This window comes from Pedococcus sp. P2_A3 (assembly GCF_056405035.1).
The window spans coordinates 1-23765 of the sequence record NZ_JBFUCW010000036.1 but is presented as its reverse complement, the minus strand read 5'-3'; the positions used below and the strand labels follow the sequence as shown (position 1 = coordinate 23765).

The 23765-nt window shown below is 65.6% G+C and carries 21 protein-coding genes and 1 pseudogene; 6 read left to right on the top strand and 16 right to left on the bottom strand.

Translation table 11 applies throughout. The features are described from left to right. The 3 genes and pseudogenes from AC1DX8_RS20245 to AC1DX8_RS20235 form a co-directional block, all read right to left on the bottom strand. Positions 1 to 190, bottom strand: a pseudogene (locus tag AC1DX8_RS20245) (ABC transporter substrate-binding protein); the annotation flags it as partial. 492 nt (positions 191 to 682) lie between these two features. Further along, a complete protein-coding gene (locus AC1DX8_RS20240) occupies positions 683 to 1459 on the bottom strand; it encodes an IclR family transcriptional regulator (protein WP_477631754.1) in 777 nt (258 codons plus the stop codon). 193 nt (positions 1460 to 1652) lie between these two features. Continuing rightward, positions 1653 to 3824 (bottom strand): malate synthase G, encoded by a 2172-nt coding sequence (locus AC1DX8_RS20235; RefSeq protein WP_477631753.1) that lies wholly within the window; start codon positions 3822 to 3824, stop codon positions 1653 to 1655. A gap of 229 nt (positions 3825 to 4053) precedes the next feature. Between AC1DX8_RS20235 and AC1DX8_RS20230 the strand changes: the two genes are divergently transcribed. Beyond that, positions 4054 to 4470, top strand: coding sequence for a pyridoxamine 5'-phosphate oxidase family protein (locus AC1DX8_RS20230; protein WP_477631752.1), 417 nt, complete (start codon positions 4054 to 4056; stop codon positions 4468 to 4470). Positions 4471 to 4575: 105 nt separating this feature from the next. Here the strand turns inward: AC1DX8_RS20230 and AC1DX8_RS20225 are convergent, their stop codons facing one another. Then, positions 4576 to 5973: an FAD-binding oxidoreductase gene (locus AC1DX8_RS20225; RefSeq protein ID WP_477631751.1), complete on the bottom strand. Its 1398-nt coding sequence runs from the start codon at positions 5971 to 5973 to the stop codon at positions 4576 to 4578. 312 nt (positions 5974 to 6285) lie between these two features. On the opposite strand from AC1DX8_RS20225, the gene AC1DX8_RS20220 reads away from it, so the two are divergent. The 5 genes from AC1DX8_RS20220 (at position 6286) to AC1DX8_RS20200 (ending at position 10653) form a co-directional block, all read left to right on the top strand. Then, complete coding sequence (locus AC1DX8_RS20220; RefSeq protein ID WP_477631750.1) at positions 6286 to 6729, top strand: GlcG/HbpS family heme-binding protein; 444 nt, start codon at positions 6286 to 6288, stop codon at positions 6727 to 6729. A gap of 77 nt (positions 6730 to 6806) precedes the next feature. Next, positions 6807 to 7193, top strand: coding sequence for a RidA family protein (locus AC1DX8_RS20215; RefSeq protein WP_477631749.1), 387 nt, complete (start codon positions 6807 to 6809; stop codon positions 7191 to 7193). A gap of 124 nt (positions 7194 to 7317) precedes the next feature. Further along, positions 7318 to 8004 carry a helix-turn-helix domain-containing protein gene (locus AC1DX8_RS20210; RefSeq protein WP_477631755.1) on the top strand — a complete coding sequence of 229 codons (687 nt, stop codon included), beginning with the start codon at positions 7318 to 7320 and terminating at the stop codon, positions 8002 to 8004. A gap of 158 nt (positions 8005 to 8162) precedes the next feature. Beyond that, positions 8163 to 9605: a M24 family metallopeptidase gene (locus AC1DX8_RS20205; protein ID WP_477631748.1), complete on the top strand. Its 1443-nt coding sequence runs from the start codon at positions 8163 to 8165 to the stop codon at positions 9603 to 9605. Positions 9606 to 9717: 112 nt separating this feature from the next. Further along, the gene (locus AC1DX8_RS20200; protein WP_477631747.1) at positions 9718 to 10653 is read left to right on the top strand and encodes an NAD(P)-dependent oxidoreductase; all 936 of its coding nucleotides are present in this window, start codon (positions 9718 to 9720) and stop codon (positions 10651 to 10653) included. A gap of 382 nt (positions 10654 to 11035) precedes the next feature. Here AC1DX8_RS20200 and AC1DX8_RS20195 read toward each other — a convergent pair whose 3' ends face one another. The 12 genes from AC1DX8_RS20195 to AC1DX8_RS20140 all read right to left on the bottom strand — a co-directional run. Continuing rightward, a complete protein-coding gene (locus tag AC1DX8_RS20195; protein ID WP_477631746.1) occupies positions 11036 to 12490 on the bottom strand; it encodes an aldehyde dehydrogenase family protein in 1455 nt (484 codons plus the stop codon). 26 nt (positions 12491 to 12516) lie between these two features. Then, positions 12517 to 13890 (bottom strand): dihydrolipoyl dehydrogenase, encoded by a 1374-nt coding sequence (gene lpdA, locus AC1DX8_RS20190; RefSeq protein ID WP_477631745.1) that lies wholly within the window; start codon positions 13888 to 13890, stop codon positions 12517 to 12519. Positions 13891 to 13919: 29 nt separating this feature from the next. Then, on the bottom strand, positions 13920 to 15185 hold the full coding sequence (locus AC1DX8_RS20185; protein WP_477631744.1) for a dihydrolipoamide acetyltransferase family protein: 1266 nt from the start codon (positions 15183 to 15185) through the stop codon (positions 13920 to 13922). A gap of 1 nt (position 15186) precedes the next feature. After that, the gene (locus AC1DX8_RS20180; RefSeq protein WP_477631743.1) at positions 15187 to 17364 is read right to left on the bottom strand and encodes an alpha-ketoacid dehydrogenase subunit alpha/beta; all 2178 of its coding nucleotides are present in this window, start codon (positions 17362 to 17364) and stop codon (positions 15187 to 15189) included. A gap of 435 nt (positions 17365 to 17799) precedes the next feature. Beyond that, a complete protein-coding gene (locus AC1DX8_RS20175; RefSeq protein ID WP_477631742.1) occupies positions 17800 to 18462 on the bottom strand; it encodes a GntR family transcriptional regulator in 663 nt (220 codons plus the stop codon). Between the two features lie 4 nt (positions 18463 to 18466). Continuing rightward, positions 18467 to 18970, bottom strand: a complete 504-nt coding sequence (locus AC1DX8_RS20170) for a VOC family protein (RefSeq protein ID WP_477631741.1) — start codon at positions 18968 to 18970, stop codon at positions 18467 to 18469. 45 nt (positions 18971 to 19015) lie between these two features. Further along, complete coding sequence (locus AC1DX8_RS20165; protein WP_477631740.1) at positions 19016 to 19963, bottom strand: aromatic alcohol reductase; 948 nt, start codon at positions 19961 to 19963, stop codon at positions 19016 to 19018. 156 nt (positions 19964 to 20119) lie between these two features. Continuing rightward, positions 20120 to 21199: a branched-chain amino acid ABC transporter permease gene (locus tag AC1DX8_RS20160; protein WP_477631739.1), complete on the bottom strand. Its 1080-nt coding sequence runs from the start codon at positions 21197 to 21199 to the stop codon at positions 20120 to 20122. Next, positions 21196 to 22077, bottom strand: coding sequence for a branched-chain amino acid ABC transporter permease (locus AC1DX8_RS20155; protein ID WP_477631738.1), 882 nt, complete (start codon positions 22075 to 22077; stop codon positions 21196 to 21198). The genes AC1DX8_RS20160 and AC1DX8_RS20155 overlap by 4 nt, the downstream gene beginning before the upstream one ends. Beyond that, on the bottom strand, positions 22074 to 22796 hold the full coding sequence (locus AC1DX8_RS20150) for an ABC transporter ATP-binding protein (RefSeq protein ID WP_477631737.1): 723 nt from the start codon (positions 22794 to 22796) through the stop codon (positions 22074 to 22076). Before AC1DX8_RS20150 ends, AC1DX8_RS20155 begins: the two co-directional genes overlap by 4 nt. Next, on the bottom strand, positions 22783 to 23532 hold the full coding sequence (locus AC1DX8_RS20145; protein WP_477631736.1) for an ABC transporter ATP-binding protein: 750 nt from the start codon (positions 23530 to 23532) through the stop codon (positions 22783 to 22785). The genes AC1DX8_RS20150 and AC1DX8_RS20145 overlap by 14 nt, the downstream gene beginning before the upstream one ends. Positions 23533 to 23535: 3 nt before the next feature. After that, positions 23536 to 23765, bottom strand: a 230-nt coding sequence (locus tag AC1DX8_RS20140) for a hypothetical protein (protein ID WP_477631735.1), incomplete at its 5' end; no start/stop codon positions are given.

Sequence of the window (23765 nt, the reverse complement as noted above, 5' to 3'; positions counted from 1 at the left end):
GCCCGTCATAGTCCTTCAGGATGCCCGTCAGMCCCACCGCCGCACCGATCTTGATCGGCCCGCCCTTGCTGCTACCGCCTGCGCCGGGGCTGTCTGCACTGCCAGTCGACGCACACGCCGACAGAGCCAGCACGGCAACAACGGCACACGCCAGCCCCAACCTCGACCCCTGCCTGTGGCTCATCTTCATTCCCGTGGCCTTCCATCCGAATAGTGAAATGTATATTCTGCTCGTCGAAACCGTAGCGAGCGTCGCACGGCTCGTCAATACCTCGTCCATAGCCAAGTGGGCCGGTGTCGATGCTCGACAGATGGTCAGCGCAGCAGACGGCCACAGCGACCGGGCATGTGAGACGTGAAACGGAACTCCGGCCGTGACAGGCAGCACGATGGGCGTGAATGTGCCCTAGCCGCAACCGTTCGCCATCGTGCAGACAGCAGGCACGAAGGCCTCGAACCGAGGCACGGAGGGTAAACCAGGCCGTTGATCGACGCCGAAAGCCCACGTGGCCGCGGTCCCCAGGGCACCCCCCGAATGTCCGGCCGAGTGTCATCGACGCTCGATCGCGCCCCCTCAGTTGGACCGACAGCGATCACGAACTGGGGTCGGATTTGTATCCAATCATGCGAGAATTGAACGAAACGCCGGCTCCGGCCCACTCGACCCTTGGAACCGAGGTGGTCAAGCTCCGGTGGCCGAACTGCTGATCCGGATGAGGTCGTCGACCGATGCCTTGAGTACTTCCACGGCCTTGGCCACGAGACCGTCCGTCATGCGGGTCACGGGGCCCGAGACCGAAATGGCGCCTGACCCGAATCCAGGGTGAGGAAACGCGACCGCGGCGCACCGCACACCAAGCTCCTGCTCCTGCTCGTCCAACGCGTAGCCCCGGGCCCGAATGCGATCCAGGTCCCGCGTCAGCTCGTCACGGTCGACAAGGGTGTGCTCTGTTCGTCGCTCGAGGTTGAGCCGTTCCACAAGCTTCAACGCGGCAGATGGTTCCAACTGCGCCAGCAGCGCCTTCCCCACGCCAGTGCAATGAAGCGGGACCCGTGCGCCCACCTCGGTGAACATTCGCATGGCGTGACTCGAGGGCACCTGCGCGACGTACTCGGCCTGCACGCCAGACAACACCGCGAGGTTGACGGTCTCACCGAGCTCCGCCTCGACACGCCCCAGCACGATGGTCGCGTCCCCGGCGATCTGCCGGCTTGCACTGCTTCCCATCGGAATCAACCGCGCGCCCAGACCGTAGCGACGGTCCGGGAGTCGCCGAACGAATCCGCGATCGACCATGGTGTTGAGCAGCCGATGAGTCGTTGGCTCCGCCAGGTCCGCTCGCGACGCAACGTCGCGCAGGGTCATGGGGCCACTCCCGAAAATCGCCTCCATCAGGTCCAGCGCGCGATGCAGGGACTGCACGCCATTTCCAGGGCTGGCGCCACGCTGCGTTTTCATAACGTGACACTATATGGTCGAGTGTTACCGCATGACGCAACTCGAGGGCCGTTCGTGCCCCGGCAGGCTGGTCAGAGCACGCTCAAAGCTCCTCCCGCTGGTCGCCGCGATTAGGCCGAGCGCCATACTGGCCGATCTCGGCGCAGCCGAGCCACACATCGAGTCCCGAGGTCGCCCGAGGTGCCACGCTCGATCATCGGGAACTCAGCTCAGCACGTTTCCGGGCGAGTCGACGACGGTGCAGGATCGGCTCGGTGTAGCCGGACGGCTGTTCACGTCCTTCCAGGAGGAGGTCCCGCGCCGCAAGGAACGCTTCGCCGTCATAGCCCGGTGCCATCGGCCGGTATTTCGGGTCGACGGCGTTCTGCCCGTCGACGATCACGGCCATCCGTCGCAGGGAGTCCTCAACGTCTTCTGACGAGATCACTCCGTGAAGAAGCCAGTTGGCCACGTGCTGCGAACTGATTCGGCACGTGGCGCGGTCCTCCATCAGCGGCGTGCCGGACAGGTCTGGAACCTTCGAACATCCGACGCCGGCATCGATCCACCGAACGACGTACCCGAGTGTGCTCTGCACGTTGTTGTCGAGCTCGTGTCGACGATCATCCTCGGTCCATTCGGCCGGGTCCTGCAATGGCAGGGTGAGCAGCTCGCGCACCGTGGACCGCCGCCGGCCGGCGAGCTCAGCCTGCCGGGCCGCGACGTCGACTTCGTGGTAGTGGATCGCATGCAAGGTGGCCGCGGTTGGCGACGGCACCCAGGCGCAGCTTGCTCCCGCCTCGGGGTGCTGTCGCTTCTCCCCCAGCATCTGGGCCATGTTGTCTGGCGCCGCCCACATGCCCTTGCCAATCTGTGCCCGACCCTGGAACCCGCACTCGAGGGCAATGTCGACATTTGAATCTTCGTAGGCCTTGATCCAAGTCTGCGCCTTCATGTCGCCCTTTCGCGCGACCGGCCCGGCTTCGATGGACGTGTGGATCTCGTCGCCTGTGCGATCGAGGAACCCGGTGTTGATGAACGCGATGCGGTCGCGCGCCTCCTTGATGCAGGCTTTCAGGTTTGCGGATGTGCGGCGCTCCTCGTCCATGATGCCGATCTTCATGGTGAGCGGAGGTAGGCCGACTACCACTTCTGCCCGTGCCAAGATGTCGCACGCCAGGGCGACCTCGTCGGGGCCGTGCAGCTTGGGCTTGACCACGTACATCTTTCCGGCTCGTGAGTTACGCCCGGCGCCGGGGCCCTGCAAGTCGTGGAGGCTGCCGAGCGCGGTCACCAGCGCGTCGATGATTCCCTCGGGCACCGGCCGGCCATCCGCATCGACGATCGCGTCTGAGCTCATGAGATGACCGACCTGACGCACCAGGAGGAGCGAGCGTCCCGGGAGGGTGACCTCCCCGTCGGCCGGTTTGCTGTACGTGCGATCCTCCGCCATCGTGCGCACGAAGGTTCGGTCGCCCTTCTCGACGATGGCCTCGAGCCGCCCCTGCATGAGGTGAAGCCAGTTGCGGTAGCAATGGACCTTGTCCTCCGCGTCGACGGCGGCGACCGAGTCCTCGAGATCCATGATCGTGGTGATGGCGGACTCGAGGACGATGTCCGACACGTTCGCGCGGTCGGTGCGCCCTACCGGGTGCTCGGGATCGAGCTGGATCTCGAGGTGCAGGCCGTGATGACGCAGGAGGATGCTGGTGGGCGCCTCGGGAGGGCCCTGGAACCCTGCGAGCTGGCCGGGGTCGGCCAGTCCGACGACGGCGGCGTCCACTCCGATTGACGCACTCAACGCTCCCTCGACGACCGCGTAACGAGTGACGTCGGCGTGCGACGCGCTCAGCAGAGGGACGTGGTCGTCGAGGAATGTCCGCCCCCGGCGTATCACTTCGGCACCRCGTACGGGATTGTAGAGGCTTCCGCGACCACGATCACCATCCTCATCGATGACGTCTGAGCCGTAGGACGCGTCGTACATCGAGCCCCAGCGGGCGTTGGCAGCGTTGACGGCGAAGCGCGCGTTGGACAGGGGAACAACGAGCTGCGGGCCGCTGATGGAGGAGATCTCACGGTCCACGCCTTCGGTCGCGATCGCGAACGTCTCAGGCTCCTGGACGAGGTAGCCGATCTCGCGAAGAAACCTCTCGTATGCGTCACCATCGGCCAGTGCGTCCGAGTTGGCGTGCCAGCTGTCGATGGCCAGCTGAAGTTCTGTGCGACGCGCAAGCGCCTCCTGGATCCGCGGCGTGAAGTCCCGGATCATCGCGGAAGCACCCTGCCAGAACTCAGCCGCGGTGAGCTTCGTGCCGGGAAGCGCCTCCGTCTCGACGAAGGCCGCGAGGGCCTCCGAGACCATCAGGTCACCGATTTTCACCATTGCCCACTACCCCGTTGTCATTCTGTATGATGGAATCATCGTGTCGCATGCCGAAATTAGTAGTGGGCGCGCCCGGTGTCAACCGTCAGTGAACGCTCGATGGCGTCCACGTGCCCTGAGTTGGCAGTCCACTCGACCCGGCTCCCTGTGCCGTCGGCGTACCCGCGAGAACCGAGACGGCGACGCGCACGTTCCGCCGCCCGGGACCCGGTGCTGGGACGATGGCGGCATGCCCGACGCTCCGTTGCCAGAAGCCGCCCTCGCCTTTCTCCGCAGGCCCAACCCGGCCGTCATGGCGACCGTCACGGCGACCGGCCGCCCCGTATCGGTAGCGACCTGGTACCTCATCGAGGACGATGGGCTCCTCATGCTGTGCATGAATGCAGACCGCGCCCGCCTGAAACACTTGCGAGACCATGGCCACGTGTCCCTGACTGCGCTTGCAGCGGATGACTTCGGCACGCACCTTTCTGTCCAAGGGCGCGTTGTGTCGATCAAGCCTGACAAGGGACTCGCCGACATCGATCGACTCTCGAAGCACTTCCTCGGCAAGGACTACCCCGCCAGGGAGAGCCCGCTCGTGACGGTCCACGTGGCGATCGATCGTTGGTTCGGTTGGTCGAAGGGCCGCGCCCTCCGGTACTGATGCCAGGCTCCCGCGGCCTCAGTCAGCTGCTGACCACGGCCGCGGCTCTTCGTGCACCCAGCTCACCGGGACGGGTGTTCGCCCAATCTTGACCACGCGCGAGCACTAGTTCGACTGGGGGACGTGGAAGATCGCCCCGGGATTCAGGATGCCTTGCGGATCAAGTGCATCCTTGATGCGTCGGTTGAGGGCCAGCGCGTCTGGGCCGAGGTAGTTCGCGAGCCAGGGGCGCTTGAGTCGACCCACGCCGTGCTCGCCTGTGATGGTGCCGCCCAACCTGATGGCAAGGTCCATGACCTCTCCGTAAGCCCCATGCGCGCGGTCGACCATGTCCTGGTCCGCCGGGTCGAAGACGATCAGCGGGTGGGTGTTGCCATCACCCGCATGAGCGATGACAGCAATGGTCACGTCGCGCTCCCGCGCAATGTCGGCGATGCCACCGACCAAGTTGCCAAGCTCGGGCAGCGGGACGCCGACGTCTTCAAGCAGTAGGGTTCCGGTTCGCTCGACCGCGGGAATGGCGCTGCGGCGGGCTGCCACGAACGCCTCGCTCTCGTCCGGGTCGTCGGTGTGATAGACCTCGGTGGCTCCGTGCCGAACGCAAATTTCGGCGATCAAGGCACACTCGGTTGCGGCGTGGCCGGCCGGCTCATCCGACTGGATGACCAGCATCGCTGCGGCGTCGAGATCGAGCCCCATCCTCGTCATGTCCTCGACCGCGCGGATTGTCACCTGGTCCATGAACTCCACCATGGAGGGGCGGAGCTGCCGAGTGACCTCAAGCACTGTGCCGGTCGCCCCTTCCAGGGTGGCAAAGGTCGCGACGAGGGTGGCCGGCGGCCGCTGTCGCGGCACCAGGCGCAGCACGACCTCAGTGATGATCCCCAACGTCCCCTCTGAGCCGACGAACAACTTGGTCAGCGATAGCCCGGCTACATCCTTGAGCCGAGGTCCTCCGAGCGTCACTGCGGCGCCGTCGGCCAACACGACGGTGAGGCCCAGGACGTAGTCGGCGGTGACGCCATACTTCACACAGCAGAGCCCCCCGGCGTTGGTCGCCACATTCCCTCCGATTGAGCAGAACTCGTATGACGAGGGGTCGGGCGGGTACCACAGGCCGTACTCCGCGGCCGCCGCCTTGACTCCTGCGTTCATCAATCCCGGCTGCACCACTGCCGTCCGGGTCACCGGGTCGATCTCGATAGCCGTCATCCGCTCGGTGGAGATCACCAAGCAGCCGTCTACTGCCGACGCGCCGCCGGAGAGCCCGGATCCCGCCCCCCGAGGCACGATCGCAAGGTCGTGCCTGGCGGCGAACCGAACTGCGGCCTGCACCTGTTCGGTTGATTCGGCCCTCACCACCGCGAGCGGCATTCCGGCGTCAGGATCCAGGGCACGGTCGCGTCGGTACTTCTCGATGCGCACGCGGTCCGTCACGACGACATCGCCGCCGAGCTCGGCCAGCAACTCCTCGAATAGCGGCGATTCAACCTCGGGAATCATGGGAAGTCCTCAATGGCGAGACGTCTGGGGGATGGGGCAACCGGGTACGTCGGCGCCACGACGACCTGCTGCCTCGCGTTGTAGGTGCGGCCCCTGATGCGCTGACATCGTGAACAAACCAAGGTATTGTGGAAACTAGATTCTACCATACGGAAGGTTGCGCATGGCAAGCAAACCATCAATCCGCAGTCCCGGTGACCGTGGGCGAGGCGCGATCGGCCCCGGACCGAGTGCCGGGCTTCGACAAGCCTCTGGCCCGCCCGCACTGTTTGTGGTCAGCGCGCACCGGAGGAACCGGAGTGGCGTGCAGTGGTGACACAGCACCGAGCGCTAGGGATCAGCCTTGAGCAGGCGCGCGAAGTCATCGCAGGCTGCCTGGCCGCCGGCCACGATCGCGGTCTGCACCCACTGACCGTGGTGGTCCTCGACGCTGGCGGCCACGTCACCGCCGCAGCGCGCGAAGATGGGTCCTCCACCCAACGCTTCGAGATCGCCCACGGTAAAGCTCACGGTGCAATCGCACTGGGCTGGGGCTCACGCCGCACCATGGGGCGGGCTGAGGATTTCGCGCCGTTCGTCACCGGTGTCGGCGCGGCGGTCGGCTCTCTCGTCCCGGTGCCCGGAGGGGTGCTGATCCGGACTGCAGACGGAACACTCCTTGGCGCAGTGGGCGTCACCGGGGACAACTCCGACAACGATGAGGGGACTGCGGTCGCCGGGATCGAGGCGGCCGGGCTGACTGCTCAGATTGACTGACGTGGCCAACGTCGTCTCGCATCGGCGCCAACGCTGTGCAACACCAACCGCTCACCTCGACCTGAAGGGCGACCACCATGAGCAACGAACGCATTACTCGCACACCCTCGCCAGCGGTTCCCGGCATCTCCGACAGCGTCAGAGTGTCGGCCGGTGACCTGCTGTTCGTGTCGGGCGTGGTCGGTTTTGAGGAGGACAAGTCGGTTCCCGCCGACTTTGCCCGAGCCGTCGAACTGACCTTGCGCCAATTGCAGCGCGCGCTCGAGAGCGGTGGCGCGAGCTTCTCAGACCTGGCTCGCGTGAACATCTACATCACCGGGCTCGACCAGGAGAAGCTGCAGATCTACCGCCGAGTCCGTGATGAGATCATCGACGGGAGCAACGCTCCTGCGAGCACGGTGATTGGCGTTCAGTCGCTCTTCAATGGCGCCACCATCGAGGTCGATGCCGTCGCGGCGATCTGAGAAACTCAACCGCTCTGCATGCCCGGCGTCAGTGGCCACGTGGCGCGCCGGCCGGGGCAGCTGGGCCTGCCGGTAGCGTACCCTCAGGGCGTCCTGCGGTCGGAGAGGTGAGTCGGTGCTGGAGATGGCGAGCCTCGGTTCTCGGCTTCGTGACGTCCGCATTCAGTCCGGCCTGTCCCTGCGCGAGGTCGCGCGACAGATCGGCGTGTCGCCCTCGTTCCTCTCGCAGCTAGAAAACGGGAAGTCGCAGCCCTCTGTCGCGACCCTGTACTCGATCACCCAGCTGCTTGAGGTCTCGATCGACGACCTGTTCTCGATTGACGGGCCCAGCCCTTCCCTGCACACGCCGGCGCCCGGTGGATCGGTGGTCAGCCAGGGGCAGCGTGGCGCAGACGGCGCGGCCCACCCACTCAATCGCTCGGACTTCGGCTCGCCCGCCGACGCTTTCCCGCGCGCGTCCGGTCTAGCGCGAGTGTCGATCAGTCGACCAGGGGAGCGGCCGCGCCTCGAGATGGATACTGGGGTGATATGGGAGCGCTTGGTCGACAACACCGGCACCGACCTCGACTTCATCGAGATCATCTACCCGCCGCACAGCAGCTCCACTCATGACGACCGGATGCTGCAGCACCCGGGATCCGAGTTCGGCCTTCTCCTGGAGGGGAATCTCGAGATCAAGGTCGGGTTCGAGGTATTCATGCTCCACCCCGGCGAGGCGCTTGGGTTCGACTCGTCGCAGCCGCACCTGTTCCGCAATCGCGAGGACACCCCGGCGCACGGCGTGTGGTTCGTGCGTCACGCCCAGGGCTGACCGACCGGACCGCTTCGATCGACGCCCTCCTGCACAACTCCCAGGCGTGAATCTGCCAGCACCTGCCCCCCTCAGTGGCTTGCGATCCGCCGGGTGCGTTGAGTAAGGTGTTAAGTGAGATTGAACGGGCGATTCGCTGACCCAGCATCGTGCCGACCTTGGCTGCGATCAGCGACGACTGGTTCGCCCGCCGGACCATGTCAGGAGACACCGTGATCAGTGATACCGCAACAACCGGTACCAACGCTGTCGACTGGGAGGAGCGGATTGATTTCGGGCGGCTGCGCGACGAGCGCCTGGCTCGCCTCAAGGGGCAACTTGAGAGCTCCCACTGCGGGTCAGTCCTTGCGTTTGACTTCTCGAACATCCGCTACATGACCGCAACCCATATCGGCACGTGGGCCATGGACAAGCTGATCCGCTTCAGCCTGCTCACTCGCAACACCGACCCGATCTCGTGGGACTTCGGCTCGGCCGCCAAGCACCACCAGCTGTACAACCCGTGGTTGAACCTGACGACCGCCGAGGCTGACGCTGATCCGCACGCTCCTCACCACGGAGCAAAGCGCCCCCGCGCGGAGTCTGGTGCGCGTGCCGGCATCTCGACCCTGCGGGGAGCCTTCAGCCCGGACGCCGAGATCGCGCAGTCGGTGGCACGCAAGATCAAGCGCGAGCTCGAGAAGTTCGGGGTTGAGAAGGAACCGCTCGGCGTTGACGTCATCGAGCTCCCCATCCTCTTTGCGCTTCAAGCCGAGGGCATCGACGTCGTGGATGGTCAGCAGATCTTCTTGGAGGCGCGTCGGATCAAGACCCGTGACGAGATCGCTCTCCTCACGCAGGCAGCCTCGATGGTGGACGCCGCGTACGAGGACTTGTACCGCTTCCTCCGTCCTGGCGTTCGTGAGAACGAATGCGTCGGGCTCGTCTCCAAGACTCTGTACGACCTGGGCTCTGAGTACGTCGAGGGCGTGAACGCCATCAGTGGCGAACGGTGCTCGCCGCACCCGCACGTCTTCTCGGACAGGCTCATCCGCCCGGGCGACCCCGCATTCTTCGACATCCTCCACAGTTTCAATGGCTACCGAACTTGCTACTACCGCACGTTCGCAGTCGGCTCGGCGAGCCGGGCTCAGCACGACGCCTACAAGCGAGCCCGCGAGTACATGGACTGCGCGATCGCTCTGGTCCGGCCCGGTGCCACGACGGCCGACATAGTGTCGGTGTGGCCGACCGCTCAGGAATTCGGGTTCGCCGACGAAGAAGCCGCATTCGCCCTCCAGTACGGACACGGCGTTGGGCTCTCGATCTGGGAAAAGCCCATCTTCTCAAGGCTGGTTTCCCTCGACCACCCCGAAGAGCTGCAGGAGGGCATGGTCTTCGCGCTGGAAACTTACTGGCCCTCGGCCGACGGGATCGGCGCAGCTCGTATCGAGGAAGAGGTCGTCGTCACCGCCGACGGATGCAAGGTCATCACAAAGTTTCCTGCGGAGGACCTCCTCGTTGCAGGCCAAAAGTACATCGCCGTCGGTCGCGATCTTCCGTCGCTACGCGACTCACAGTCACACCTCAACACCGACTCTGGCCGCGGCCTCATCGCTTGACCCAACCACGCAGAAGGTAGGACCCCGGAGCGCACCCCGTCTTCGACTTGTGAGCCGAGGTGAGCCGCTGCGCCGGAGCCCTTCCATCGAATTCTCACGGAGGAGTTCACACATGACCTTCAAGCCAACAGTCGGATGGATCGGCGCCGGCCGGATGGGTCAGCAACTCGCAAAACGCATGCTGAACGCCGGGTACGACGTCGCCGTCTATAACCGTACCCGCGCCAAGGCTGAGCTCCTCTCCGAATTCGGTGCCACGGTGGTGACCCGACCGGTCGACCTGGCAGATCGCGACATTGTCTTCAGCATGGTGTCGGCGTCGAAAGACCTGCGCCAAGTGATGCTCGCGGATAATGGCCTGTTGACCCATTCGTCGCGGGCGCCCAAGATTGTTGCTGATGCCTCGACTGTTTCCATCGAGGTGAGCGAGGAGGTTCGCTCCGCTGCGGATGCGCGCGGAACAGGCTTTCTCGCCACGCCCGTATCGGGGAACCCGAAGGTGATCCGAGCTGGCAAGCTCACTGTGATCGCATCCGGACCGCGCGACGTATTCGAGACCGCGCGTCCGCTCCTAGAGATCTGGGGCCGCGGAGTTACCTACGCGGGTGAGGGAGAGGTCGCGCGGACCGTGAAGATCGCCCATAACGTCTTCCTCGGAGTGGTCTTCCAGTCGTTGGCGGAGATCACGGTGCTGGCAGAGAAGGCCGGTGTGCGACGGCAGGACTTCCTGGGCTTCATGAACGCCTCCGTCTTGGGCTCGACCTTCACCGAGTACAAGACGCCCGCTTTGGTCAACCTGGACTTCACGCCGACGTTTACAAATGTCCTTCTGCAGAAGGACTTCGACCTCGGCCTCGCTCTCGCACATGACCTAGGCGTTGTCATGCCGGTCGCGTCCGTCGTTCGCAACCTGGTCGCGCAGGAGGCAGGTAGCGGCAACACCGAACAAGACTTCGCGTCCCTCCTGCTGACCGTTGCCAAGGGTTCCGGACTGACGATGAGGTCCGAGAACGCCGATGTGCAAGACGGGCTTGAAGCCTCTGACTGACCAGGTGATCTATGACCAGGTGATCGCCTGCCCCAAGTTCGAATTCGGCGCGCAGCAGCTGCCTGAAGCACACGGCCGGCGGTCTTGCTCCCCAACGGGAGGCGAGGACCGATGAAGTTGGGAATGTGTTGTCCACGCGCCCGCTGACTTCGTCTTCTTGTTCGCTGGCCTGCCCTTGCGACCACTGGATAGGTCGCCGGCCGGCCAAGGAGTACCCATTGACGAGCCACGCACGCGCGGTGCCGAAGAGCAAGTTGTGGTGCTGCTCCGGGCCTGGACGTGTCCGACTCGATTCATCATCAAGCGTCTGGGATGCTGAGCGCTCAGTGCCGTCAACTCCAGTTGTGCGCCACTAGTGGGGACTTCCGGCTGCCTTTGCGGGTCAGCCGGTGAGGATGATGAGGCGCTCCTCGGTCATCTCGCGGACCGACCAGGCCGGTCCTTCACGGGTGTTGCCGGAGTCGCGCAGGCCGCCGTAGGGCTGCTGGTCGGCGCGGAAGGTCGGGACCTCGTTGACGAGCACGCCGCCGAAGTCGAGGACCCGGGCCGCGCGCAGCGCCTTGTCGATGTCCTTGGTATAGACGGCGGCCTGCAGCCCATAGCGGGTCTCGTTCGCCATCCGCAGGGCGTCCTCGTAGTCGTCGTAGCGGATGACCGCGACGACCGGTCCGAAGACCTCGAGCTCGCACACCTTCATGTCGGGTGTCGCGCCGTCGATGAGGGTGGGCGACAGCACGCCGTCGGCGCGGATCTCGCCGCCAGCGGCGACGCGCGCGCCGGCGTCGGCCGCCTCGCGGACCCAACCGGCCACGCGGTCGCGCTCGCCAGCGTTGATGAGGGCGGAGACATCGGTCGCCTCGTCGAGCGGATCGCCGACCACGAGGGTCTCGACCGCAGCCGCGAGCTCCTTGACGACATCGTGGGCGATCGACGAATGCACGAACAGCCGCTGGGTTGAGATGCACGACTGACCCGCGTGGCTGAAGCCCGCAACCCGCACCTTCGCCACGGCGCTCCGCCAGTCGCCGTCCGGCTCGAGGATCAGCGGCGCGTTGTTGCCGAGCTCGAGGCCCACGCGCTTGCGGGGCGCGCGGGCCCGGATGCCCCAGCCCACCTCCGGCGAGCCGGTGAAGGTGATGAGCGCGACGTCCTCGTGGTCGACCAGAGGGTTGCCGACCGCGCCGCCGCCGCCTGTGACGACGTGCAGGTAGCCCGCGGGCAGGCCGGCCTCGAACAGCAGGTTCGCCAGCAGGATCGACGAGAACGGCGTCTGGCTCGCCGGCTTGAGCACGACCGGGCAGCCCGCGGCGATAGCCGGGCCGAGCTTGTGCGCGACCAGGTTCAGCGGGAAGTTGAACGGCGCGATCGCGCCCACCACGCCGATCGGCACGCGCAGGATGAAGCCGAGCTTGCCCTGCCCCGCGGCCGAGGCCTCCATCGGCACGACATCGCCCGCGAGGGTGCGGGCCGCGGCCGCCGAGAACTGCAACGTCGACACCGTACGCTGCGCCTCGGCCCGTGCCGTGCGGATCGGCTTGGCCGCCTCCAGCGCGATGCAGCGCGCGAAGTCCTCCTCGCGCTCGCGCAACAGAAGCAGCGCCTTGTCCAGGATCTCCGCGCGCCTCCACTGGGGCAGCGGGTCCTCGTGCAGCGCCTTCTTAGCGGCCGCCACTGCCCGGTCGACCTCCGCGGCGCCCAGCGAAGGGATCGAGCCGAGCAGGATGCCGTCGTATGGCGCACGCACCTCGATCGACGCCCTACCGGAGACGAGCTCGCCGTCGATTGGCACGGGGGTCACGGATCCGGGATCGATCCCCCGGATGAGCGCGGTCGTCATAAATGATCTCCTCGTAGGCGCAGGGGTCAGGCGTGGGCGTGCAGGGGCTTGCCGGCCAGGGCGAGGAAGGCCTCGCCAAAAGCCTCAGCCTGCGTGGGGTGGGCGTGGATGAGGCCCGACACGTCCTCGGGGTAGACCTCCCAGTTCACGACCAGCTGGCCCTCGCCGACGAGCTCGCCGACCCGGGCGCCGACCATGTGGACGCCTACAACCGGACCGTCCTTCTCGCGCACGAGCTTCACGAAGCCGGTGGTGGCGAGGATCTGGGACTTGCCGTTGCCGCCGAGGTTGTATTCGTAGGCCTCGACGTCGCCGTACTTTTCCTTGGCTTGGGCCTCGGTGAGGCCGACCGAGGCGATCTCGGGGTTGCAGTAGGTGACGCGCGGGATGCCCGCCTCGTCGATGACGCGCGGGGACAGACCGGCGACCTCCTCGGCTACGAAGATGCCCTGCTGGAACCCGCGGTGGGCCAGCTGCAGGCCGGGAACGATGTCACCGACGGCGTAGACACCCGGGACGTTGGTGCGCAGCCGGTCGTCGGTGAGGACGAAGCCCCGGTCCATCGCGACGCCGACCTCTTCAAAGCCCATGCCGCTCGCGTTCGCGCCGCGGCCGACCGCGACGAGCAGGACGTCGGCCGGCAGCGTCTCGCCGCCCTCGAGGGTGACGGTGACGCCGTTCGCGTCCTGGGTGACGCTCTGGAACCGGACGCCGGTCCTGGCCTTGATACCGCGCTTGCCGAACGCGCGCTCCAGCGCTTTGGAGCAGGCCTCGTCCTCGTTGGGGACCAGCCGGGGCAGCGCCTCGACGATGGTCACGTCGCTGCCGAAGGAGCGCCACACGCTCGCGAACTCGACGCCGATTACGCCACCACCCAGCACGATCGCCGATGCGGGCACGAAGTCCAGCGACAGCGCCTCGTAGGAGGTGATGACCGGCCCGCCGATCGCTAGCCCGGGCAGCGAGCGCGCGTAGGACCCCGTCGCCAGGATCACGGCCTTCGAGGCGGTGTAGGTCTCGTCGCCGACCTGCACGGTGGTGGGCGAGGTCAGCCGCCCGGTGCCCGCGACCAGCTCGATGCGACGGGACTCCACCAGACCCTGCAAACCCTTGTAGAGCCGACCCACCAGCCCATCGCGATACTTGTGCACGCCCGGCAGGTCTATGCCTTTGAACTCCGCGCGCACCCCGAACGCCTCCGCCTCCTTGGTGGCGTCGGCCACCTCGGCTGCGTGCAGCAGCGCCTTGGTCGGGATGCACCCGTAGTGTAAGCAGGTCCCGCCCAGATTGTCCTTCTCGATCAGCGCGACCGATAGTCCCAGCTGTGAAGCCCGCAGTGCGGCGGCATAACCACCGCTGCCGCCACCGAGGATCACGACGTCGAACGTGGTGCCGGACAAGGCTCCTCCTGTTTCCGGGGCGGTGGTGATCACGCGAGGATGCGCCCTGGGTGCTCCAGCAGATCGCTGAAGACCTGCATCCACTGGGCCGCGGTCGCGCCGTCGACCGGCCGGTGATCGACCGACAAGGTGATTCTCAAAACGGTCGCGACCTCGATGCGGCCTTCGACGACCACGGCTTGGGGTGTGGCTGAACCCACGGCCAGGATGGACGATTGCGGCGGGTTGAGAATCGCCGAGAACTCCTCCGTGCCGAGCATGCCGAGGTTGGACACGCTGACGCTGCCGCCCTCAAGCTCGCTCTGCTGCAGCTTCTTGGCCTTGGCGCGGCTCGCCAGGTCGGCGGTCACAGCGGCCAGTTCGCTGATGGTCAGACGGTCCACGCCGCGCACGACTGGCGTGACCAGACCCGTCTCGGTGGCCACCGCGATCGCGACGTCGACTCGGGCGAAGTGCCGAATCGCATCGCCGGTCCAGATCACATTGAGACCCGGCACCAAGGTGTGCGCCGTCGCAACGGCCTTGACGATGAGATCGTTGACCGACACCTTCACGGTGCCGCCGTCGTTGATCTCTCGTCGCAGCTCGAGCAGGCGGTCGACCCGCGCCGACCCCTTCACATAGAAATGGGGCGCGGTCTGCTTGCTCTCCGTCAGCCGAGCCGCAATCAAGGACCGCATCCGGGAATTCGGTTCGTCGATGTACTCTGCGTCACCCAGCGGGGCCGTGATCGGATCGTCCCGCGGGGCAGCGGGCGCCTGCGGCGTCCCAACGCCAGTCGCGAGGGCAGCCTCCACGTCCCTGCGACGGATGCGGCCATCCGGCCCAGTGCCGGTCACCTCATCCAGGACGATCCCGGCCTCGCGGACCAACTTGCGAGCGAGCGGGCTGGCGAAGATCCGACCAGCTTGCGGAGCGCGTCCTGTCTCCAGCGCCGATGCGGCGTCGCGGATCGGGCTTGAAGCCGCTGCGGGTGCGGTCGCTCCCGCCGTACTCGCAGGGGGGCCGTCGATGCCCATGGCCGCCAGCGCGGCATCGATGTCCGGGACGTCCTCGCCGACGGTACCCAGCAGGGCGATGGGGTTTCCGACGTCTACCGTGGCGCCGGCCTGCACCAGTGTCCGCAGCATGACGCCATCGGAGTCGGCCTCCACGTCGACGACGGCCTTGTCCGTCTCGACCGTGACCACCGCATCGCCGGCCGCGAACGCGGCGCCGGGGGCGACGATCCAAGCGGCGAGGACCGCCTCCGTAGCCCCTGCCACCACCTCCGGCATGCGCATCAGCTCGGGCACGTCACAGACCCACGATCTTCACGAGGCCGGCGACGACCTCGGCGGTTCGCGCAAATGCGGCGCGCTCTAAGACCTTGCTAATAGTGGGCGACGCCTCGCCCCCGTGGATCCTGTGCACCGGTGCGTCGAGCCAGTCGAACAACCGACGACTGATCTCGTCGCCGAGCCAGCCGCCATACGACGTGCCACGAGCCCCCTGCTCTACGATCACCACCTCATTCGTGCGCTGGACGCTGGCCGTGATCGCGTCCCAGTCGAGCGATGCGCGGTCGAGCCATCGCAGGTCGATGACCTCTGCGTCGATCCCGAGCTGCTCGACGGCCTCGAGCACGTGAGGCGTCATGACGCCATAGGTGACGATCGTGATGCGCGTCCCCGTGCGACGCACCCGCGCCTTGCCCAAGGGCAGGTAGTGGTCGAAGTCATCGGGCAGTCCCGGGCCAGTGGAGTCGTAGAGGTCCACGTGCTCGATGACGACGACCGGGTCGTTCAGAGCCAGGGCGGTGTTCATCAGCCCCACGTAGTCGTAGGGCGTCGACGGCGCCACGATGCGGAACCCCGCCGAGGTGGCGTAGACCCCGGCAGGATCCATCGAGTGCTGCGAGCCGTAACCGGTGCCCATCGCCGTCTTGGAGCGGAGCACGAAGGGCACTGCGTTCGTGCCGCCGAACATGTGACGCGCCTTGGCGATCTGGTTGAACAGCTGGTCTGCCGCGACCCACATGAAGTCGGCGTACATGAACTCGACGACGGGGCGGTAGCGGCCATCGAGCGCGATCCCGCCACCGAGGCCGGTGAAGGCGTTCTCGGCGATGGGGGTGCCGAGGACCCGGTCAGGGAACGCGTCCTTGAGGCCCTTCGTAGCGCCGTTCGTGCCTCCGGACAGCCGGTGCACGTCCTCGCCGAGCACGACGATGCGCTCGTCGTCAGCCATGCGGCGACCCATCACACCGGCCACGGCGTCGATGAACTTCATGTCCTGCAGGCGGTTGACGTGGTCGTCCATGTCGCTGAACACGATGTCCGCAAGTTCGGACAGGTCGCCGCGGACGCCGACGTCCACCATGCCGGGCTCGGGCCACTCGGAGGGCTTGATCTGCCGCTCCTTGGGTTTCCCGTCTGGCTTCGGCTCGAGGATGACCTCGGCGAGGCGCTGCATGAGCTGCTGCGCCGCGGTGGTGGTTCCGTCCGCCTGTTCCTGGGTCAGGATGCCGCGTCGCACGAGGTGGCCGACCGTCCGCGCGATCGGGTCGCGGCTCCTCCACTCCGCCTCCTCCTCTTTGCTGCGGTATCGAAACGCGCTGCCGGGGAACGGACCGTTCTGGTGGAAGTAGCGGTAGACCTCGGCTTCGACGACTGCCGGCCCTTGCCCGCGGCGCATATGCGCCAGCGCCTCCTGCATCGCGAGGTGAACCGCGAGCGGATCCATCCCGTCGACCTTCCAACTGCGAATACCGAATCCCGGGCCTCGACCCGACAGCCGGGTCTCCGCCGTCACCTCCGACACGTGCGTCGAGACGGCGTACAGGTTGTTCTCGATGAAGAAGCACAGCGGCAGTGACCAGGCGCCCGCAAGGTTCATCGTCTCCAGGGTGGAGCCGATGTTCGTCGCACCGTCGCCGAAGTATGTGATCGTGACGTCGTCGGTGCCAGCGTGCTTGTGTGCCCAGGCGGAGCCGGCGGCCAGCGGGACACCACCCCCGACGATGGCATTCGTGCCGATCGCGCCGGCCTCCAGCCACTGGAGGTGCATGGAGCCGCCACGGCCATGGGAGAAGCCCTGGTCGAGTCCGCAGATCTCGCGCAGCGTCCGAAGGAGCACCTGCTCAACGTCAGCCGGGAAGGGTGCCGTTGGATCGAGTCCCTCCGGGTACAAGTGGGCCAGCACCTTGGCGAGGAACTGGTGGTGCCCCCGGTGTGACCCGTTGACGTGGTCGGTAGTGCGCAGCGAGATCGCAGAGCCAACGGCTCCACCCTCCTGCCCGATGCTGGAGTGGGCCGGGCCGTGGATGAGGCCCTCACCGGCCAACTGCAGCACCAGCTCCTCGAAGGTCCTGATCAGGACGAGCTGGCTGAGCATCCCGGTCAGCAACCCAGGTTCGGCCGCGTCCCAGTCGGAGTCGTCGGCGGTGACCTCGGTCCACGGCACTGTGGGGTCGAGCGGTCGGTGCTGAACCACGGTTTGCTCCTGCGCATGACGGGGTGGTGCGATACAGATCGCGTTAACTATGACACCGAATGGATCCATAGGCAACCCTCAATGCCTCGGTGGCACGCTGTCTACGCTCAGAGCCACCCGCTTGTGTATCCAAAGCGACGTATGTCATAGACGTGGTCACGATGGGCGGGCTGACCGTTGCGACACGGAGGGACAGCCACGAATGGGCTGTCAGCCGATCCCAGATGTTGGCCGGTGAGCCGTTGGAACACCCGACCTGAAACGTGGGGGAGCTGGTGAGGTGGCGCTGAACGAGCCAGCGGCAACGAGCCGGGATCCCGCTCCGCCCGCCTGAACCTTCCGGACACCCGCAGGACCCGCTCAAGCTGCCCAGCTATGACAGGGCGAGCCGGTCGACCCCACACTGCGCACACCGCCGGGGCCCGTTCTCGAGGGTCATCTCGCGAACAGCTCGGGGTGGCTGGTGAGGGCGACCCTCGTTCGGCGTATGTGGGCCTCGAGAAAGCGCTGACCGTCTTCCGCGTCGTGGCGATGGCACGCGTCAAGGATGAGGCGATGCTCCGCGTTGACGATCGTCATGCGGTCCCCACCGGCTAGCTGCATGAAGGCTCGCCGGTAGTGCTGAGTGGCGTTCCACAGTCGTACTGTGGTGGAGAGCAGCTGGCCGCTGGGGCAGCCGGCGTAAGAACTCATATGGAAGTCGCGGTCAAGTGCGAGGAATTCCCCGACGTCGGGCCCCGACTCGATGAGCTCTTGCACGGACTCCATTCGCGCGAGCTGGGCATCGCTGAGATGTTCCATGCTTTCGGCCAGGGTGAGCGGTTCCAGCCGTTCACGCATGCGGTAGTACGTATGGACCTCGTACAGGTCGAGCGATGGGACTCGCGCGCCTCGGTTCGGAAGCACCTCGGTCAGGCCTTCGGCCTCGAGGATGCGGAACGCCTCGCGGACAGGGATCCGGCTGGTGCCGAACTGCTCGGCGACCACGTCCTGCAACAACCGCTCACCCGGGCTGTAGTCGCCCGCGAGGATCTTCTCGCGCAGAGCGGAGGCGATGCGCTGGCTGCTGACCGTCTCCGCGGCGACTTCGGTGCTCACTGTTCTACTCAAACCTTTCCGGGTGGTAGTCGAAGGCCTTGCCGTCAGGATAGGAGACCAGCTCGAAGGTCATGCCCCATGGCGTCAGAAAGTAGACCCAGCGCTGGCCCTCGGAGGCGCTGCTACTGGACGTAGGCTCGCCCAGAACACGAACATCCCTGGCCCTCAGGTATGCGACGGCGTCATCGAGGTCGTCGACGTACAACGCGATGTGATGGCCCCCGACGTCGCTGTTGCGAGGCCCCGTTGGGAGCTGCTCGGGCGCCTCGTACTGGAACACCTCAAGCACGGCCTGTCCCGCCACCCGATAGAACCGCAACTCGCGCATGACGGTCCGCGGATCCACTCCCATGTGGTCGCGCATCCAGTCGGTGTCTTCGGATCGGAAGGGCCCGAGCCGGTACATGTACTCGCAGCCCAGCACGTCGACCAACCACGCGTGAGCCGCCTCGAGATCGGGAACAGTGACGCCGACGTGGTCGAATCGGCGGAGTCCGGGGAGGGCCATCTGAAACTGTCGACGACTAGGTACGGAATCCGGCGCTTCGCCTGCCTACTTAGCGCCGAGATTCGCCGCGACCCAGCTCCGCAGGTCGGTCGTCGGGATGTCGTGGCGGTAGTTGTACGTCTGAGTCTTGTCCCAGGACACGCCGCGACCTTGTGCGAACACGGCGCGATACTTGCGCGTCATGTTGTCCGGGTCGTTGGCCAGCTCGTCAAGCAGGAAGGGAACACTCCACTCGACGCGCTTGAACGGACGCTTAAGGACATCCTCCAGCGTGTCAGCCACTTCTCCGTATGTCACGCTATCGCCGGCGATGTAGACGATCGCGTTGCGGATGCGGGGCTTCGCGAAAAGAATGTCGGCGGTCAACATGCCGATATCTTCAGGGGTGGTCAAGGTAACGGCGGTGTCGAGGGTGCCCAGGGCGTTGACCGTGTCTGTCGCCAGGTCGACCATGCCCGAGCCCGGCTCGAAGAGGTAGTTCATGAACATCCCCGTCGAGATGATGACCCACTCCGTATTGCTCTGAGCGCGCAGCAGCTCGCGCACGTCCAGCTGCGAGTCGAAGATGTCTTGAGGGCTGCCGCGGCCGATGATCTCGAAGTCGACTCCGAACTGCCACGGGAAATAGCGCGGAAGCCCTGCCTGCAGCGCTGCCTTGGCCACCTTCATGGGGGTCTCGATACCTGCAGCAATGCCGGCGCAACCGATAACGGTGTCGTATCCCGAGAACAAGGATGCGAGTTCATCGAGGGAATTCTTCACCAAGTCACCGGTGACGATGTCGACGCCCAGCTCGCGCAGCTCGGCAATGTCGCGCTGCTTCTCCGGAGCTTCGGACGTCACCGTGCTCTCGCGAAGCATCACGCTGACGGTCGCGCCTTCCTCGGGAGCTCTGCCCGCGACGCTCCGCAGCACCGGCATACCGAGTTCCCCGGCGCCGATAACCAGGATCGATCGGGATGTCGAGAGCACGTCAGAATCAGAATTGGTCATGGTTCCTCATATTGTTAGGGGTCGGTGTACGAATGGACATGGTTGGTGTAGTTCAAATTGACTGTGAGCCCGGCATCGCCGACGACCGCCAGCGCGGCGTGCACCGCCCATAGCACGGCGACGCAGGATGCGAAGGGTTTGACACGGTGGGAGGCCCTACCTCACGTCTTCCCCCATCGGCGCTTTCTCCGACACGATGGGGGATTGTCGTTTACGGCGAGGCAGCGGCAGTTCGCGAGATCCTGTGAGGCCGTCAGGCCTGAACAAGAGGATCAGGACGAGCACCAGCGAGAGAACCAGGTCTGCGAAGCCCACCGGGATGGGGATGGAGACAGACGCCACTGACTGTCCCGCCTCCCAGCGAGCCAAGACTTCCTCGAGGATCGACACCACAACAGCTCCGACCATCGCGCCGAGCAGGCTGCCCATGCCGCCGATGATGAGCATCACGAGGATCAAGAAGGTGAGATTCATATAGAAATCCTTGGGCCCGAACGCACCTATTCCGTGCGCATACATGGAGCCTGCGACACCCATCATGGCGCCACTGAGCGTGAAGGCGATCCTCCGCTCACGCCTGACCTTGACACCGATACCCTGGGCCGCGACATAGTCCTCGCGCGATGCCCGCAACCGTCGTCCAGATCCGGAGCGATCGTAGATCGCTGCGGCAGCGATCACCACCACAGCGCAGGCGTAGGCGGCCCACAACTTCAGGTCTGTCGGGATGCCCGTGAGCGTGATCAGGCCGCCGGTGACACTCTTCCATTGAGAGGCGATGTTCAGGACCACGATGAGAAGGGCGAATGAAGCGATGCCCGCGGCATTTCCAGACAGTCGCATCATGGAGATGGAGAGAACCCCGGCAAACGCGCCCGCGACGACCGCGGCAATCACGGTCGCTACCAGGAACGACGTTTCCTTGTCCGCGAGGACATCCGGCAGTGCAGGAAGGACGAACGCCTTGGTGGTCACCGGGATGGTCAAGAGAGCCGAGGTGTAGGCGCCGACCGAGACGAACGCTATGTGACCGAATGACAAGACGCCGGAGTTTCCCCAGAACGTGTAGAGCCCCACGACCATCACGAGGTTGGTTAGGGCGGTGACCCCGACGCTGCCAAGCGCCAAGTCCCCCGTGGACACGACTGCCACGAGCCCCGCGAGGACTGCGACGGGAACCACGATCGGCCACAGGGTCGCCGACCATGCGACCACACGATTCGGCTGGCCGTTCACACGCGTGACCTCTCGTTGGTGGAGGGCAGAAGGCCCTGCGGGCGGAACGTCAGGCTGACGATTACGAGGATGTAGAGGATGGCGTCGCGATAGGGGACGGCAGCGTCGGGCAGCAGCACCTGCAACGCGACCGTCGTGGCACCGAGGATGAACCCACCCAGGACTGCACCCGAGAGACTGCCGATACCACCGATGACGACTGCGACGAACGCAACGGTGAGTGGCTGAAGGCCGCTGGTCGGAGTGAGCGTTCCCGAGCGGGCCACGAACAGCAGTCCCGCCGCGCCGGCCAGAAGTCCACTCACTGCAAACGCGACGACCATGATGCGGTCTGATCGGATACCCACAAGGCGTGCCATCGTGAAGTCCTCTGCAGCCGCCCTCAGCTGACTGCCCACAGGGGTGGCGTTGAGAAGCAGCGCCAGACCACCGAGAAGCACGGCCGCGACCAGGATGGTCACGACATCGATCAAGACGATGCTCAGTGAGCCGATGTGGATGGGGGCCGCCAACCCTGCTCCGAACGATGTCGAGACCGTGTCACTGCCGAAGACGACGGTCAAGATGCTTTCGATCGCCAGGGCAACAGCGAAGGACAGGACCAACAGGGTGCCAGGGTCGTACCCCCTGGCGAAACGAAAGATCCCGCGCTCGCTCGCCACGGAGACAGCCACGCCCGCCACCAAGGCTCCGACGACGGCCACCGGCGCTGGCAGGCCGTCGAGTGCGAGGGCGGTGTAAGCAGCGACGACGATGAAGTAGCCCTGCGCAAAATTGATGATCCCAGCGACACCGTAGATCACTGCGAGTCCCAAGGCGTACAAGGCGTACAACCCGCCCACGCTGATGCCGGTGATGCTGTTCTGCAGCAATGTCATGAGTTCGTCCGTTGATCGGTGCGAGCGGAGATGAAGGCCTGATCGAGCTCGTCGACGACTGCCGCCGCTCCCTGACCCTCCAGTTGGCCGTGGCGCATCACATAGGTCGAGTCCGACAGCTCATCGGCGCGCTTCGCGTTCTGCTCGACGAGCACGATGGCCAGGCCGTCGTCGCGAAGGGACACGATTGACTGGAACACTTCCTCGACGAGTTTGGGAGAGAGCCCCAGCGAAGGCTCGTCGAAGAGAAGCACAGTGGGACGCATCATCAGCGCCCGCCCGATGGCGAGCTGTTGCTGCTGTCCCCCTGACAGCAGGCCAGCTTGCCTCGTTGCGAAGTCGCGGAGCACAGGAAAACGGTCGTATATTTCCGCCACCTTGACCTCGCGACGATCAGCCCGCCCCGCGCGCGCGAGCGTCAAATTCTGCTCGACAGTCAACCTGGTGAAGATGCGGCGCCCCTCCGGGACGAGTGCGATGCCCTTTCTCGCCCGCATCTCCGCAGAGAGTCCAGAGATCTCGGTTCCGTCAAGAAGCATCTGACCCGACACCTTGCCCTCGCAAGCGCCTGCCAACGCCAACAGCGTAGTTGACTTGCCGGCTCCATTCGGCCCGAGGAGCGCCGTGATCTTGCCGGACTCCGCAACGAGATCGAAGCCGCGCACCGCGGCCACCGCCCCATAACGCACGTGAAGATCGTGCAACTCAAGACGCGACATCGGCCGCCCCCGCACCCAGGTATGCCTCGACAACGGCTCGGTCGCGCACAACCGCATCCGGGTCGCCCACGGCAAGTGTGCGACCGGCCGCGAGCACGTGAACGTGATCGCACAGTTTCGTGATGAGCCGCATATCGTGCTCGATGACCAGAAGGCCACAACCCGTCTCCTCGCGCACGCCGGTCAGATCCGACACGAGTTGATCAGTCTCGTCCTCGTCAAGCCCTGCCGCTGGCTCGTCGAGAAGTAGGAACTTCGGATCAGTCGCCAGGGCGCGGGCCAGAGCGACACGCCGCTCCAACCCGTAAGGAAGACTCGCCGACCGGACCTCAGACAGATCCGTCAAATCGAACCTCGCCATCAAAGCGCTGCCCTTGGCGCGCGCTGTTCGCCTGGAGGCTCCCACGCCGAGGGCTCCCACCTCGATGTTCTCGCGCACGGTGAGCCGGCCGAAGAGCCGGACGGCCTGGAACGTCCGGGACAGCCCGGCTGCGATCCTCGCCTCGGGACGCAAACGCGAAATGTCCACGTCGCCAATCCGGACGCGCCCGGAATCGGGACGTTGATATCCCGTGATGACATTCACCGTCGTAGTCTTGCCACTCCCGTTCGGCCCGATGAGGCCAAGGGTTTCCCTTGGACCGAGCTTCAGGGAGACATCGTCCACAGCGCGAAGTAAGCCGAATAGAACCGAGACGTTCTCGACCGCGAGCTCATACGAGGCGGAGGCGGCCATGGATCAGCCGATGCCGTCGGTGGTCGCGGCGGGGAACTCGGGCTGGACGGTCTCGAAGAATGCGCGGTTGCCGTTGGTGTACTTGACGATCCGTAGCGGGGCGTCGAGCTGGATGTGTGCCTGGGGGGTGAACGTCAGCGGGCCGGAAAGGAACGGCTGCTGGTGGTTGAACGTGTTCAGCGCGGCCGCCAGCTTCGCTCCGTCGGTGGTTCCGGTCTTCTCGATGGCAATCT